This window comes from Bacteroidota bacterium, from assembly GCA_016720935.1.
Taxonomy (GTDB): Bacteria; Bacteroidota; Bacteroidia; order AKYH767-A; family 2013-40CM-41-45; genus JADKJP01.
This window is the reverse complement of record JADKJP010000007.1, coordinates 1,022,445-1,037,634: the sequence shown is the minus strand read 5'-3', so window position 1 is coordinate 1,037,634 and position 15,190 is coordinate 1,022,445. Positions and strand designations below refer to the sequence as shown.

The 15,190-nt window shown below is 41.9% G+C and carries 17 protein-coding genes; all 17 read left to right on the top strand.

Annotated features, from left to right (window positions below):
- Window positions 1–98: 98 nt before the first annotated feature.
- Window positions 99–635 carry a GNAT family N-acetyltransferase gene (locus IPP86_18365; GenBank protein ID MBL0140465.1) on the top strand — a complete coding sequence of 179 codons (537 nt, stop codon included), beginning with the start codon at window positions 99–101 and terminating at the stop codon, window positions 633–635.
- Between the two features lie 280 nt (window positions 636–915).
- Window positions 916–2,442 carry an aromatic amino acid lyase gene (locus IPP86_18360; GenBank protein MBL0140464.1) on the top strand — a complete coding sequence of 509 codons (1,527 nt, stop codon included), beginning with the start codon at window positions 916–918 and terminating at the stop codon, window positions 2,440–2,442.
- 389 nt (window positions 2,443–2,831) lie between these two features.
- Complete coding sequence (gene fabG, locus IPP86_18355; protein ID MBL0140463.1) at window positions 2,832–3,560, top strand: 3-oxoacyl-ACP reductase FabG; 729 nt, start codon at window positions 2,832–2,834, stop codon at window positions 3,558–3,560.
- A gap of 207 nt (window positions 3,561–3,767) precedes the next feature.
- Window positions 3,768–4,991: a beta-ketoacyl-[acyl-carrier-protein] synthase family protein gene (locus IPP86_18350; protein ID MBL0140462.1), complete on the top strand. Its 1,224-nt coding sequence runs from the start codon at window positions 3,768–3,770 to the stop codon at window positions 4,989–4,991.
- A 5-nt stretch (window positions 4,992–4,996) separates the two neighbouring features.
- On the top strand, window positions 4,997–5,254 hold the full coding sequence (locus IPP86_18345; GenBank protein ID MBL0140461.1) for an acyl carrier protein: 258 nt from the start codon (window positions 4,997–4,999) through the stop codon (window positions 5,252–5,254).
- The gene (locus IPP86_18340) at window positions 5,254–6,135 is read left to right on the top strand and encodes a lipid A biosynthesis acyltransferase (GenBank protein ID MBL0140460.1); all 882 of its coding nucleotides are present in this window, start codon (window positions 5,254–5,256) and stop codon (window positions 6,133–6,135) included. The genes IPP86_18345 and IPP86_18340 overlap by 1 nt, the downstream gene beginning before the upstream one ends.
- Before the next feature lie 5 nt (window positions 6,136–6,140).
- Window positions 6,141–6,566, top strand: a complete 426-nt coding sequence (locus IPP86_18335) for a 3-hydroxyacyl-ACP dehydratase (GenBank protein MBL0140459.1) — start codon at window positions 6,141–6,143, stop codon at window positions 6,564–6,566.
- Between the two features lies 1 nt (window position 6,567).
- Window positions 6,568–7,215, top strand: coding sequence for a hypothetical protein (locus tag IPP86_18330; GenBank protein MBL0140458.1), 648 nt, complete (start codon window positions 6,568–6,570; stop codon window positions 7,213–7,215).
- A complete protein-coding gene (locus IPP86_18325) occupies window positions 7,215–7,676 on the top strand; it encodes an acyl-CoA thioesterase (GenBank protein MBL0140457.1) in 462 nt (153 codons plus the stop codon). Before IPP86_18330 ends, IPP86_18325 begins: the two co-directional genes overlap by 1 nt.
- A 74-nt stretch (window positions 7,677–7,750) precedes the next feature.
- Window positions 7,751–8,887 carry a beta-ketoacyl synthase gene (locus IPP86_18320; GenBank protein MBL0140456.1) on the top strand — a complete coding sequence of 379 codons (1,137 nt, stop codon included), beginning with the start codon at window positions 7,751–7,753 and terminating at the stop codon, window positions 8,885–8,887.
- A gap of 16 nt (window positions 8,888–8,903) precedes the next feature.
- A complete protein-coding gene (locus IPP86_18315; protein MBL0140455.1) occupies window positions 8,904–10,004 on the top strand; it encodes a methyltransferase domain-containing protein in 1,101 nt (366 codons plus the stop codon).
- A 4-nt stretch (window positions 10,005–10,008) separates the two neighbouring features.
- Window positions 10,009–11,253: a tryptophan 7-halogenase gene (locus IPP86_18310; GenBank protein ID MBL0140454.1), complete on the top strand. Its 1,245-nt coding sequence runs from the start codon at window positions 10,009–10,011 to the stop codon at window positions 11,251–11,253.
- Window positions 11,254–11,256: 3 nt separating this feature from the next.
- Window positions 11,257–11,877: a hypothetical protein gene (locus IPP86_18305; GenBank protein MBL0140453.1), complete on the top strand. Its 621-nt coding sequence runs from the start codon at window positions 11,257–11,259 to the stop codon at window positions 11,875–11,877.
- Window positions 11,870–12,130: an acyl carrier protein gene (locus tag IPP86_18300; GenBank protein ID MBL0140452.1), complete on the top strand. Its 261-nt coding sequence runs from the start codon at window positions 11,870–11,872 to the stop codon at window positions 12,128–12,130. Before IPP86_18305 ends, IPP86_18300 begins: the two co-directional genes overlap by 8 nt.
- A gap of 4 nt (window positions 12,131–12,134) precedes the next feature.
- The gene (locus IPP86_18295; GenBank protein ID MBL0140451.1) at window positions 12,135–13,340 is read left to right on the top strand and encodes a beta-ketoacyl-[acyl-carrier-protein] synthase family protein; all 1,206 of its coding nucleotides are present in this window, start codon (window positions 12,135–12,137) and stop codon (window positions 13,338–13,340) included.
- Window positions 13,337–14,401, top strand: a complete 1,065-nt coding sequence (locus tag IPP86_18290; GenBank protein ID MBL0140450.1) for a beta-ketoacyl synthase chain length factor — start codon at window positions 13,337–13,339, stop codon at window positions 14,399–14,401. Before IPP86_18295 ends, IPP86_18290 begins: the two co-directional genes overlap by 4 nt.
- Entirely contained in the window at window positions 14,395–15,168 is a 774-nt protein-coding gene (locus IPP86_18285; GenBank protein MBL0140449.1) for a polysaccharide deacetylase family protein, read from the top strand. The genes IPP86_18290 and IPP86_18285 overlap by 7 nt, the downstream gene beginning before the upstream one ends.
- Window positions 15,169–15,190 lie beyond the last annotated feature (22 nt).

Genomic DNA, 15,190 nt, shown 5'->3' with positions numbered 1-15,190 from the left:
ATGGCTTCATTAGCTTTGTGTAAATCTTCGTGAACTTTGTGATACAAAATTGTTTTCCCGATTAAATAAAAAGTCAATAAGAGCTTAACTTCTGATACATGAATATTGAATTTGATGATTTTGTTTTAAGACGACTGCAAGTCGAGGATGCGGATATATATTTTTTCTTTATTGATACAAACAGAGATCGGATTGCAAAGTATTTTCCTGTGACGGTGAGTGCGAACAGTGATTTGAATTCTACTGCTTCATTTATTGCTGAGCGGGTTGATGCATGGGAAAAACGTGAGTTTTCTTCTTTTGTTATTTGTGAAAAGAATAGTCAAAAAATTATCGGTTCGGTATTTTTGAAAGACATTGACTGGAAAGTTTTGAAATCTGAAATCGGATATTTTATAGATGGGGAATATTCCGGCAAGGGAATTATCACAAAAGCGGTTTCATTCGTCGTCGATTATTGTTTCCGTGAATTGAAATTGAATAAAGTATATCTGCGTACAGCTGAAGATAACCTTGCGAGCATTAAAGTTGCAGAGAAAACAGGTTTCCAGCTCGAAGGAAAACTTCGGCAGGATTTTAAGACGTATGATGGAAAGTTTATTGATGTGCTTTATTATGGGTTGTTGGCGGAGTAGGATGGAGTGTGTTTTGTAGCGGATGCCTGGTATAAGGTATAAGGTATAAAGTATAAGGTATAAAGTATAAAGTATAAGGTATAAGGTATAAGGATGTTGGTGTGATGGATTGTATTTGAATGCCTGTCCAAGCACTAACCACCAAGCACTGACCACTAACCTCTAAGCACTAACCACTAACCACTAAGCACCAAGCACCAACCACTAAATTCCGTCCCCCGTCCCTCGTCCCTCGTCCCCTCTTTCTTAATCCACCCCGATTGTCTATTTTTGAAACCCTATGAAAGCAAATGTACAGGGAGAATTGACCCTTGAGGTGGTGAAGGCATTGTTGCAAAAGAAGGCAACGGTGACTTTGGATGCATCTGCAATTCAGAGAGTTAAGGATAGTTTTAGTTTTCTGAAATCATTTTCCAAAGACAAATTAATTTACGGAATCAATACCGGTTTAGGGCCCATGGCACAGTACCGGATTTCGGAAGAACAGAGTATTCCCTTACAGTACAACCTTATTCGCAGTCATTGTTCCGGTGCAGGCAATTATCTCGAGCCTTTGTATGTAAAAGCGATGATGATTGCCCGTTTGAATTCTTTCATGCTGGGACATTCCGGAGTGCATGAGGATTTGCCAATGTTGATCAGGGATCTGATCAATCTCGAAATTTATCCCTGTATCCCTGAACACGGTGGTGTTGGCGCAAGTGGTGACCTTGTGCAACTGGCGCATCTAGCATTGGTATTGATAGGAGAGGGAGAAGTGAATTACAAAGGAGAAATTCGCCAAACCGCTGATGTATTCCAAGAATGTAAGCTTACTCCTCTTAGTATTCGTTTGCGTGAAGGTCTTGCCATACTCAATGGCACTTCTGCGATGACAGGCATTGGCATGGTTAATTTGATCCAGGCAAAGAATCTCCTCGACTGGGCGGTGATCTTGTCGGCGATGACGAATGAAGTCGTTTCCGCATTCGACGATCATTTTTCCGCTGAACTGAACGAAGTGAAAAAACATCCCGGTCAGAATAAAATCGCGGCACTGATGCGCTATATTCTTGCCGACAGCAAGATGATCCGTAAGCGCAGCGATCATTTGTACAATGCGGCAAGTATCGAACAAGATGTATTCGAAGACAAGGTTCAGGAATATTATTCACTGCGATGTATCACACAGGTGCTTGGTCCGGTTTATGACACGATTGCACAGGCGGAAACTACTGTTGTAAATGAAGTGAATTCAGTCAATGATAATCCTGTAATTGATCATGAAAATCAGAATGTTTTTCATGGAGGAAATTTTCATGGAGATTATGTTTCTCTGGAGATGGATAAATTGAAAATTGCCATCACGAAATTGTCGATGCTTTCCGAACGACAGTTGAATTATTTGTTGAATGATAAATTGAATAATAAGTTTCCTCCATTTTTGAATCTGGGTACGCTCGGTTTTCATTTTGGAATGCAAGGCATGCAATTCACGGCAACTTCTACTGTCGCGGAGAACCAAACGCTTTCTTTTCCGATGTATGTACACAGTATTCCCAACAACAACGACAACCAGGACATCGTGAGCATGGGATGCAATGCCGCGTTGATGACTAAAAAGGTTCTCGACAATGCACTGGATGTATTGACTATTCAACTGATGGCTTTGGTTCAGGCCGTCGACTATCTGGATTGTTCTTCAAAACTCTCCTCTACGACCCAGCAAATCTATCAGGACGTCAGGAAGATTTTCCCGAAATTCATCGAAGACAAACCGAAGTATTTGGATTTGAAAAGGGTGAGGGGGTTGATGGAAGCGCTTTGAATTTTTGATTTTTGATTTTTGATTGTAGATTTTGGTGGTTAGTGGTTGGTGGTTAGTGCTTAGAGGTTAGTTGTTAGTTGTTAGTTAGTTGTTAGTTGTTAGGAGGGGGTGATAGTAGAATAAGTTTCTATCTGAGAATTTTTTTCGTCTTTTTTTTAATTAAGAAGTTAATTTTCATCTTATTGATTATAAGATAGATATATGTTATTTCATTTGATTTTAGAATCAAAATCGACCAGATCAGGAATTAAAAAACTTGAATTCATTGCCCGTTCTGGCCACTAAGCACCAGGCACTAAGCACTAAGCACCAAAACTGTCCGCTAAATACCAAAAATTCCCTATTTTTGCCCTTTCAGGCACGCTTTAAAACAATCTGAGGGAATTTACATGAAATGTGCATTAGTGACAGGGGGCTCAAGAGGCATTGGAAGGGCTATTTGCCTGAAAATGGCTTCCATGGGTTATTTTGTACTTGTGAATTACAAGTCGAATGAAGAAGCCGCGAAGCAAACGCTTGACATGATCAAGGCAAACGGTGCTGATGGTGAACTTCTGAAGTTTGATGTCGCGAATAAGGAGGAAGTAAAAAGCGAGCTTGCCGGTTGGATTGAAACACATCCGGAGGATTTGATCGAAATCCTCGTCAACAATGCCGGGATCAAAAAAGATGTGTTGATGATGTGGATGCAGGACGAAGACTGGGACAGTGTGCTTGGTACGAGTCTGGATGGTTTCTTCTATGTCACCCGACTTGTCCTGAATGGAATGCTTGTAAAAAAATTCGGAAGAATTATCAATATCGTTTCGCTCTCCGGTCTGAAAGGATTGCCCGGACAAACAAATTACTCCGCCGCGAAAGCAGGAGTGATTGGAGCGACAAAAGCCCTTGCACAGGAAGTTGGAAGAAGAGGAATCACCGTGAACGCGATTGCTCCGGGTTTCATCAAAACAGAAATGACAGAAGGGCTCAACGAAAAAGATCTGAAAGCCATGATCCCCGTTCATCGTTTCGGCGAACCCGAAGAAGTTGCCCACGCCGTTGGCTTCTTCGCCTCACCCGAAGCAGCATATATCACGGGAGAAGTGCTTTCGATTAATGGGGGACTGTACTCTTAGTTGTTGGTTGTTGGTTTTTGGTTGTTGGGAGGCCAGAAGAAATTAATTAGTTTCAACTCCGATCTCAGTTCGACTGATAAAAAGCCATTAACACCAACTCATCACCAAAGAAAAACGAATAAAATTAATTTAAAATCCTGTCGCGGCCTAACAACCAAAAACCAATAACCAATAACGGCTAAATACCAAGCACTAACCACCAAAAAAATGACCAGAGTAGTAATCACCGGCCTCGGAATCTACAGCTGTATCGGGAAAAATCTCGATGAGGTGAGGGATTCTTTGTTCAAGGGGAAGAGCGGGATAATTCTGGATCAGGAGCGTAAGCAATTTGGTTACCGTTCAGGATTGACAGGTTTTGTGGAGAGACCTGCATTGAAAGGATTGCTCGACCGTCGCGCACGGATCATGTTGCCAGAACAGGGTGAGTACGCTTATGTCGCTACTCTGGAAGCGATGAAAAACGCGGGTATCGATCAGGACTGGATTGATCAAAGGGAAGTTGGAATTATTTATGGCAACGATAGCTCCGCAAAACCTGTTGTTGAAGCGACAGACATTATCAGAGCAAAAAAAGATACCATGCTTGTTGGTTCCGGTTCTGTTTTTCAGACCATGAATTCAACAGTGACTATGAACCTCTCAACAATTTTCAAGTTGAAAGGAATAAATTTTACAGTGAGTGCGGCTTGTGCGAGTGGCAGTCATGCAATAGGGTTAGGATATCATTTTATCAAAACCGGTTTGCAGGATTGCGTGATTTGCGGAGGCGCTCAGGAGATCAATATTTTTTCCATGGGGAATTTCGATGCTTTGTCGGCATTCTCAATTCATGAATCAGATCCAACAAAAGCTTCCCGTCCATTTGACCGCGATCGCGATGGTCTGATCCCGAGTGGAGGTGCAGCAACAGTGATTCTCGAAAGTCTGGAATCGGCACAAAAGCGAGGCGCGACCATTCTTGGCGAAGTGATCGGTTATGGATTTTCATCCAATGGCGCCCATATTTCCAACCCGACGGTGGATGGTCCGGTTCGTGCCCTTCGTTTGGCCTTAATTGACGCGGGTATTGATCCTCGGGTTATTGATTACATCAATGCTCACGCAACTTCAACACCTGCAGGTGATGCCAGTGAAGCGGAGGCGATTTCTGAGGTATTTGGAGAGGCAGGAACACCTGTAAGTTCAACAAAATCAATGACCGGACACGAATGCTGGATGGCCGGAGCCAGTGAAATTGTGTACTCTATGCTCATGATGCAGCATGGTTTTATCGCGCCGAATATTAACTTTGAGAACCCGGACGAACATTCCGCGAAATTGAATATTATTAAAACGACGACTGAAAAGGATATAAATGTATTTTTATCCAATTCCTTTGGCTTCGGCGGGACGAATTCCTCGCTGGTCGTAAGGAAATGGAAACCATGATGAATATGAAAAACGAAGAGATCATCGAAAAGATTAACGAATTCCTGGTGGAGGAATTCGAAGTGGAGGCGGAGAAAATTACCCCGGATGCGAACCTGAAAGAAACATTGGGCCTCGACAGCCTTGATTATATTGACCTTGTGGTGGTGATTGAAAGTAATTTTGCTTTTAAGGTAAAACCCGAAGATTTTGTCGGCATCGTGACCTTCCAGAATTTCTATGATTACGTCATCTCCAAGGTAAATTCAAAAGAATTGATCTGATGCCTTCCTGGCAGGGCAAATCAAAAGGAACAAAAACCGGTTACAGTATTTTTGTTGGGATTCTAAGACGATTTGGTGTTTTCCCCGCTTATTTCCTTCTCCGGTTTGTCGCCTTTTATTATTTTTTATTTTCCTTTTCTTCTACACGTGTCATCTTTTCTTTCTTCAGGAAAATCCTGAGATATAGTACCATTTCTTCCGTGCTGAATGTCTACAGGAATTATTTCTGGTTTGGACAAAGTCTCATCGACAAGATTGTGCTGATGTCGGAACTTCCCAATAAATTCACATTTGATTTCGATGGGGAACAGTATCTGCGAGAAATGGTGGCTGGAGGAAAAGGCGGAATGCTTATCAGCGCCCATGTGGGGAACTGGGAAATTGCCGGTTTCCTGCTCAAACGTCTCGATACCAGGATCAATATCGTCATGTACGACGGGGAACATCAGAAAATCAAGGAATACATTAGTTCAGTCATCGGAAAAAGACAGGTTAAAATCATTGTTGTGAAGGACGATATTTCGCATATTTATGAAATCAATGAGGCCTTACGGAATAACGAATTTGTATGCATGCATGCCGACCGCTTTGTTGAAGGGAACAGGATAGTTAATAAGGAATTTCTGGGAAAAGAGGCTCCTTTTCCTTTCGGTCCTTTTGTTCTGGCTACTCGTCTTGAAGTTCCTGTGAGTTTTGTGTTTGCGATGAAAGAAAGTAAATTACACTACCATTTTTTCGCAAGCAAACCGAAAATGTATTTTTCTAAAGAAAGGAAAATTGCTACCGAAGAAATGCTGAATGATTTTGTCTCGGAACTGGAACAAAAAGTAAAGCACTATCCCGCTCAATGGTATAACTATTACGATTTTTGGAAAGCATAATGGAATTGCCTCAAAAAAATATCACTGACCTGATTCCTCAGAAATTTCCGTTTGTCATGATTGATCAATTGGATTTTTCAGATGAAACTACAACGCGTTGCAGTCTGACTGTCAGAGATGAAAATATTTTTGTTGTGGATGGAATCTTCCGTGAACCAGGGATGATTGAAAATATCGCACAAACAGCAGCGGCACGTGTTGGCTACATCGCTGCCACTCAAAAGCAGGATGTTCCTGTTGGTTTCATCGGCGCAATTCGTAACCTGGAAATATTTTCCTTGCCACATACGGGCGATGTATTGCAGACAGAAGTAAAAATCCTGAATACTGTTTTTGATGTTACCATCATCTCAGGTAGCATCCGTAGTCAGGATAAAGTTCTCGCGAATTGTGAAATGAAAATAGTCCTTAACCCTATAAAAAAAGATTGATATGAAACGTGTACATGTTAACTCGCTCTTCGTGCTCTTTTTTTGCATAACCGGATTCGTAAATTCCGGATCAGCACAAACCATCAAAGACTTTTTTGGTTCCACCGATAAGAAAACCACCTGGCTGGGACTTGATTTTTCAGAGCTGCGTATCCTTGGCGATGCCGGCGCGGATGTATGGGAGATCAAGGATCGGTATTTTGAATCGATGAATGATCTTGTTCTCAATGAAACTGAAAAATACAATGTGGCTAAGACTTTTCGAAGATCAAATATTTCTTTTGATCTCTCTGCTGTGAGAAAAGTGAATGCAAAAGTTGATGTAGATAAAATGAAGACCTATAATTCCGAAGACCTACAAAGGGTGACACCTGAACAGATTCAGAAAATGGTTTCCGCATACACGCTCAGCGATAAAACAGGTTATGGAATTGTGTTCATTGTCGATGGATTTAACAAGACTGCTCAGAATGCAAGTATGTATGTTACGATCATCGATATGGCTTCTCAAAAAGTATTACTGACAAAACGCATGACAGGAAAAGCCATGGGTTTTGGTTTCAGGAATTACTGGGCGAGAACAATTTATGAAGTATTAAAGTCGATTGATAAGTCGGCATATGCCGATTGGAAAACAGGAGCTAATTAATGGAGAAATCTTCCGGAAGAATAATTCATCCCGTAAAAAAATCCGGTCTCACCGAGCGGATTGAAATACATGTTCGCTTCAACGAGGCGGATCCGTTGGGTATTGTCTGGCATGGACATTACATCCGTTATTTTGAAGATGGGAGAGAAGCCTTTGGCCAAAAGTATGGTTTGGGTTATCTGGATATATACAAACAAGGTTATGTAGTTCCGGTCGTGAGTGTGGAGTGTGAATACAAACGCTCTTTGCGTTATGGTGACAAAATGATTATTGAGACGACCTATCTCCCTTGTGAGGCGGCGAAAATTATTTTTAAATACACATTATATAACGCGGCAACAAAGGAGTTGGTCGCAACCGGATCTACCACTCAGGTTTTCCTGGATGCGGAAAAATCAATGCTTCAGTTGGTGAACCCTTCGTTTTTTGAAGAGTGGAAAAAGATGCAATCGTTCAGTTAATTAATTCAAGTAAAGTAGAACAAGGAATACGATAGAAAGTGTTTTGAATGTGTGGTTGAATGGAGATGACGCGTATGAAGAATGTTTTTGTAGTTGCCGATAATATTTTTTCTCCACTGGGAATTTCCACGGAAGAAAATATGCGTGCGCTGGAGAAAGAAAAAACAGGTGTCAAGCGTCATGCTGATTTTATGTCTTCCGGAACGGATGTTTTTGCTGCATTGTTCGATGATTCAGTAAAAAATAAGTTTCCGGAAATTCCGGGGTTTACCAAATTTGAGAATCTTCTGACTGCGTCAATAACGGATGCACTCCGAGGAACAGAGGTCAAAATTACTGACCCAAAGACAATACTCATTATTTCTACAACAAAAGGAAATATTGGCATGCTTGAAAGTTTCCCTATTGTTGACGATATAAGAGACGAAATTTCTTTGAGCAGTTCCGCAAATAAAGTCGCCAAGCATTTTGGAAATCCCAATGTACCCATTGTCGTCTCCAATGCCTGCATTTCCGGATTGGCTGCTTTGTTGGTGGGTAAGCGTTTGATCCAATCAGGTAAATTCCAAAACGCAATCGTAGCAGGCGCTGATTTGATTACGCGTTTTGTACAAAGCGGTTTTGAGTCATTTCAGGCAATCAGCGCTGAAGTGTGTAAACCTTTCGACATTGCAAGAACAGGAATCAATCTTGGAGAAGCCGCGGCGACAATAGTCCTTTCTGAATCACCGGCCGAATATGGGAAGCAGATTCAATTCAGCGGAGGGGCCATCAGCAATGATGCAAACCACATCTCCGGACCTTCACGAACAGGCGAGGAGTTGGCTCTTGCGATTCGAAAAGCATTGACGGAGTCCTCTCTTGATGCTTCTGACATTGATTTCATTTCCGCGCATGGAACAGCAACTGTTTACAATGATGAAATGGAAGCAAAGGCTTTTGGCCTTTCAGGATTGACAGAAGTCCCTGTAAACAGTCTCAAAGGTTATTATGGACACACATTAGGCGCCGCCGGTTTGGTTGAATCTGTTATCACCATCAATTGCATGAAGGAAAATATTTTGTTTCCTACTTATGGATTTCAAAATCCGGGTGTTTCAGTCTTACTGAATGTATGTGATAAAATGCAATACACGAAAATTAATCACGCGATTAAGACAGCATCCGGTTTCGGAGGGTGTAATGCTGCTCTTGTATTTTCAAGAACATAAATTTGAAAAAGAGAATATGTCCACAGAAATAAAAGCCGCTGAGTTCTACACGCACAATAACGAGACCGCTCTCGAAGCAAAAGAGAAAGCACAGCATATCGCTTTTGCTCCGGTTGTGTTCCAGGCTTCGCGTGTTCTGCGTGACAGCGGGATACTTGCTTCCATTGATCAGAGCGCAGAGACGGGAATTCGCTTGGATGATATCGTTCAGCAAGTGAAACTTCCTTTGTACGGAGTACGCGTTTTGCTTGAATCCGGGTTGAGTATTGGTCTGGTGTTATTTCGGGATGGAAAATATTTTCTGACAAAAACCGGCCACTATATTTTGCATGATGAACTCACGCGTACCAATATGGATTTTATCCACGATGTTTGTTATCTCGGATTGTTTACACTTGATAAAAGTATCCAAACCGGCAAGCCTGAAGGACTCAACGTCTTTGGAACATGGAATACCATTTACCAGGCTTTGTCACAGTTGCCGGCACAGGTACAAAAAAGCTGGTTCGCGTTTGATCATTTCTATTCCGACAATGCCTTTCCTCAGGCGCTGAAAGAAGTATTCAAAAATTCTCCATCAAATTTACTTGATATCGGAGGGAATACAGGAAAGTGGGCGATTGCCTGTGCAGCATACGATTCAAAGGTGGAGGTGAGTATCATGGATCTGCCCGGACAATTGGAAATGGCGAAAAAGAAAATCTCTGAAGCCGGCTTACAGAGCAGAATTCATTTTCACCAGGCTAATATTCTGGATGAGAATCAGCTGTTTCCCAAAGGATTCGATGCCATCTGGATGAGCCAGTTCCTGGATTGTTTTTCAGAAAAAGAAATTATTTCTATCTTAAAGCGTTGTCTGGGCGCCCTTTCCGAGAAAGGCAGAGTTTATATTCTGGAACCTTTTTGGGATCGACAGCGATTTGAAGCAGCATCATTTTGTTTGCAACAGACTTCATTGTACTTCACCAGCATGGCTAATGGCAATAGTCAGATGTATCATTCCGGAACATTTCTCGAATGTGTCGATCAGTCCGGATTTGAAGTAGCGAAAGAAGTCGATGAAATTGGGTTGAGTCATACCTTGTTAATACTTCGAAAGAAAAATTCAATACACTAATTCCATGAATACCGAAAAAGTTGATGTACTCGTTATTGGCGCCGGTCCTTCAGGTACCATTGCAGCTTCTATTGTGAACAAAGCAGGTTTTAAAGTGAAGATCGTTGAGAAGATGAAGTTTCCGCGTTTTGTCATTGGCGAAAGTTTATTACCGCGTTGTATGGAAGCCCTTGAAGAAGCCGGCTTTCTTGACGCGGTTAAAGCGAAGGGTTTCCAGGAAAAATTTGGTGCGAAGTTCGTTCGCAATGGCGACGTTTGTGATTTCAGTTTTGAAAGTCAGTTTACAAAAGGATGGAACTGGACCTGGCAGGTGCCACGCGCTGAATTTGACAAAACACTTGCCGATACTGTTGAATCCATGGGCGTTTCTATCGATTATGAAACAACAGTAACCGGTATTGAATTTAAAAATAATTGTTCGATCACTACTGTTGTGGATAAGGATGGTTCCACGAAATTGATCGAAGCGAAATTCATCATTGATGGAAGCGGCTATGGGCGCGTGATTCCAAAGCTCTTCAACATGGAGCGACCATCCAATCTCATTGCAAGAAAAGCCCTGTTTACACACATGAAGGATGTGAATCGTTCCATGGCGGATGAACCGAACAGAATTACCATCGTTGTTCATGAACCGGGTGTGTGGATCTGGGTGATACCTTTTTCAAACGGACTCACATCTGTTGGATTTGTAGGCGAGCCGGAATTTTTCAAACAAGTTTCAGGTTCACCGGAAGAACAATTGCGCGCGTTGATACAGTCACAACCTGAAATCAGCAAACGTTTTGAGAATACTGAAATAGCCTTCGAGCCCAGAGTTCTTGAATCCTGGTCGGCTACAACAGATAAATTCTATGGCAATGGTTTCGTGCTGACCGGTAATGTGACGGAATTTCTGGACCCGGTATTTTCTTCCGGGGTTACGCTTGCGAGTGTTTCCAGTCAGCTTGCCGCTCATCTTGTAATCCGTCATTTGAATGGAGAACAGGTCGACTGGGAAAAAGAATACATGCAAAAGATGATGGATGGAGTCAATACCTTCCGTACCTATGTGATGGGATGGTATGACGGCACTCTGGATAAAATATTTTTCTCCGAAAAACAGGACGTGCAAATTAAAAACCAGATCTGCTCAGTACTTGCCGGTTACGTCTGGGATGAAACAAATCCGTATGTTAAAAATCACGAGAATGCATTGAAACGATTGGTGAGAGTGATCGAATTGGAGAAAACCATAAATATGAATTAACAGTTGGAAGACAAAATTACCATCACTCATACCTGTTTGATCGAACAGGGCAAAGCTATTCTGAACGGACAGGAGATTTATTCTGCTGCCGCAAAGGATACGGATGGTTTTCTATTGTCTTTGTACCAGCATTTGGGTATAAAATATCCCAAGTTCTACAAGATGGATAACCTGAGCAAATTGGGTTTTCTCGCCGGAGAAATGGTACTTGGTAATTTATCGTTGACGAATACATACAAAAGTGAAGATATCAGTATCGTGTTGTACAATGCGAATTCCAGTCTCGATACCGATGTTCGTTATTTTAACACAGTAAAGGAAATGGCGAGTCCGGCCTTATTTGTATATACGTTACCAAATATTCTGATTGGTGAATTGTGTATTCGTCATAAAATTAATGGAGAGAATTTATTTTTTATTCAGGAAAAATTTAATGCAAGCGATTTACACCATTATGTGGAATACCTCCTGCATGAAAATATCACACAAGCTTGTTTGTGTGGTTGGGTAGATTGTTTTGGTGATCAATACAAAGCATGTCTGATGTGGGTGGAAAAAAAAGGCGAAGGCCAACCTTTCTCGCCTGATACTATTAATAAAATATACAACCAGGGAAATGGATAAACTCATGCACGATCTGAAAGTTCAGATCATCGCGCAACTCAATTTGCAGGACCTTACACCGGAAGATATCGGTGATGATCAACCTTTGTTCGTTGAAGGTCTCGGCCTTGATTCTATCGACGCTTTGGAATTGATTGTGCTGCTACAACAGCAATACAAAATTAAACTGGCCAGCGCGGAAGAAGGACCGAAGGTCTTCCGTTCCGTGCGTACTATGGCTGAATACATCACAGCAAATCAGCCGAAAGTATAATTGAATGAGTGCTCCCGGAATTTTTGTTGCTGGTATTGGTGTTATTTCCGCGATAGGTCAAAACCGGGAGACAACTGTTGCTGCTTTACAATCCGGTAGCAGCGGGATAGGGCCAATCACGCGACTGAAGACAATTCACAGAAATGTTTTTCCTGTAGGAGAAGTGAAATTCTCGGATGAGGAACTCAGCGGGTTTTGTGGTTTGTCGTCACATTTTCCTCGTGCTGCTTTGTTGAGCATGATGGCTGCTCTGGAAGCCTATCATGACGCAGGTTTGCATCCGGATACCGGTTTACGAATCGGTTTTGTTTCCGCCAACTCTGTGGGAGGAATGGATCGCACGGAAGATTTTTTTGAGGAATTCAAAGTTGATTCCCGCAAAGGTCGCTTACGGAATGTAGTGCATCATGAATGTGGAAGCGTAACCGAACTCGTTGCAAATCGTCTTGGGATTTCGGATTATGTAAGTACCATCAGTACTGCTTGTTCTTCTTCGGCGAATTCTATTTTTCATGCGGCACGAATGATCTCCGCGGGTTTGCTGGACGTGGCAATTGCCGGTGGAACGGATGCCCTCACCCGATTTACGCTGAACGGATTCAATACACTGATGATTCTCGATACTCAGCCATGCCGTCCACTGGATGAAAACCGCAAGGGACTGAATCTCGGTGAAGGAGCAGGATATGTGGTGCTGATGTCGGAGCATGCTTTGAAAAAATTGAATGCGAAAGCTTATTGTTTGTTATCCGGCTACCACAACGCGAACGACGCGCATCATCAGACGGCTTCTTCTCCTGAAGGAATTGGTTCATTCATGGCGATGGAAGGTGCATTGTTGAAAAGCGGAATTAAAAAGGAGGACATTGGTTATATCAACCTTCATGGTACAGGAACACAGAACAATGATCTTTCGGAAGGAACCGCGATAAGGAGATTGTTTGGAGATAAATTGCCAAAACTGAGTTCGACAAAAGCTTATACCGGACATACGCTTGGCGCAAGTGGTGGTATAGAAGCTGTGTTTTCGGTTTTGTCTGTCGCGAATGGCTATGTATATCCCAATCTCCGTTTTGAAACTCCGATGAAAGATGTTTCATTGCTTCCGCAGACAACTTTCAGTATTGATAAAAGTATTCGTCATGTGCTTTCCAATTCTTTTGGGTTTGGAGGAAATTGTTCATCTCTGATTTTTTCTGCATGCTCATGAGGAAGAAAGTTTACATCCGTTCAGCAGGAATTATTTCTCCCCAGGATAGCTTTGGTGTGAAGCATGATTATGCCAATGTATGTGTTTACGAAGGAGGGCGGATGCAATGCCTCGAGCCGGATTACAAAAACATCCTTGATCCGAAATTGATCAGGCGTATGAGCAGAATTATCCGCATGGGCGCTGCTGCTGCGATGGAATGTATTGCTCAAAGTGAAAATACTCAGCCGGATGCAATCATAACCGGTACAGCCTACGGTTGTCTCGAAGACACCGTGAATTTTCTGGATAAAATGGTGGCGAACAAGGAAGAGTTACTCACACCGACTGCATTCATTCAATCCACTCACAATACAGTTGCGGCTCAGATTGCATTAATGTTGAAGAGTCACAAATACAACAACACTTTTGTTCACCGTGCATTTTCATTTGAACATGCATTGATTGATGCATTGCTTCTGATGAATGAAGGCGAAGCTGCTAATGTTCTTGTTGGAGCAGTGGATGAAATTACGGATACCAGTCACACGATACTTAGTCGCTTCGGTCTTTACCGCAACAATGGAAAAAATACTAGTCTCCTGGAAACAGATACGAAAGGAACGATGTCGGGTGAAGGAGCTGCTTTTTTTCTTTTGTCAGCTGAATCTGATGATCAATGCATAGCATCTCTGGATGATTTATCGACCTTGTATGACCCTTCTGAAAAGAGTGATGTTCTTTCATGGATCAGTCAATTTCTTGAAAAGCAAAAATTATCCTGGAGCGATCTTGATTTTGTTTTGACAGGAAAGAATGGTGATCATAAACATGATCTTGCTTATTCTGACCTTGAACAAAATATCGGGAAGCAATGCAGATTCCTTAATTTTAAGCACCTCTGCGGAGAATATCCGACAGCTGCTTCATTTGGATTTTGGCTGGCAGCAAAATCTTTGAAAGACAGATCAGTTCCTTTTTGTGCTGCTTCCGAACAGCCGGTAATATCGAAGGGGAGAATTTTGCTTTATAATAGAGATCTCTCCGGACATCATAGTTTAATTCTCTTTTCAGCATGCTAAATTTCAGAAAAACGAATGTCTTGCTCATTGTTGTCATCCTGATTCTTTTTATTCTGGATCTGACGATAAAGATTTCATTTGTTTTTTATTTGCTTCCTGTACTAGCCTGGTCGGCACTAGTGTTTTATGGCTGTTACAGAGTAGATTCGGGGTTTTTCATTGAAATAAAATGCAAGGGTGATGCGTCAACAAAATTGATGGCGCTTACATTTGATGATGGCCCTTCAGCGCAAATTACACCGGGGATTCTGGATATTCTGAATGCTCAGCAGGTAAAGGCCACATTCTTTTGTATTGGCAGGAATATTGAAGGGAATGAAGCCCTGATTAAACGGATGCATGCGGAAGGCCATACAATCGGAAATCACAGCGATTCACATGCATTTTGGTTCGATATGTTTCCGGTGAGTAAAATGATGGCGGATCTGAGTCAGTTTGACTGGAAAATTAAAAACGTTCTTGGTATGCGAACAAGAATGTTTCGTCCACCTTACGGAGTTACCAACCCAACTGTAAAAAAGGTAATTTTACAAGGAAATTATTTTCCGATTGGATGGAGCATACGTTCAATGGATACAGTCATAAAGGATAAAAATAAATTGCTCGAAAAAGTTAAATCACGTTTTGCTCCGGGTGCTGTGTTGCTCTTTCATGATACCTGCGAGGTTACGAAAGAAATTCTCGAAGAATTAATCACAAATGCCAAACAACAAGGATATCAATGGGTCACAGTTGACCAGCTCTTTCGAATTCAGCCTTATGTATAGAAGTAAATTAATTGTATTTGTA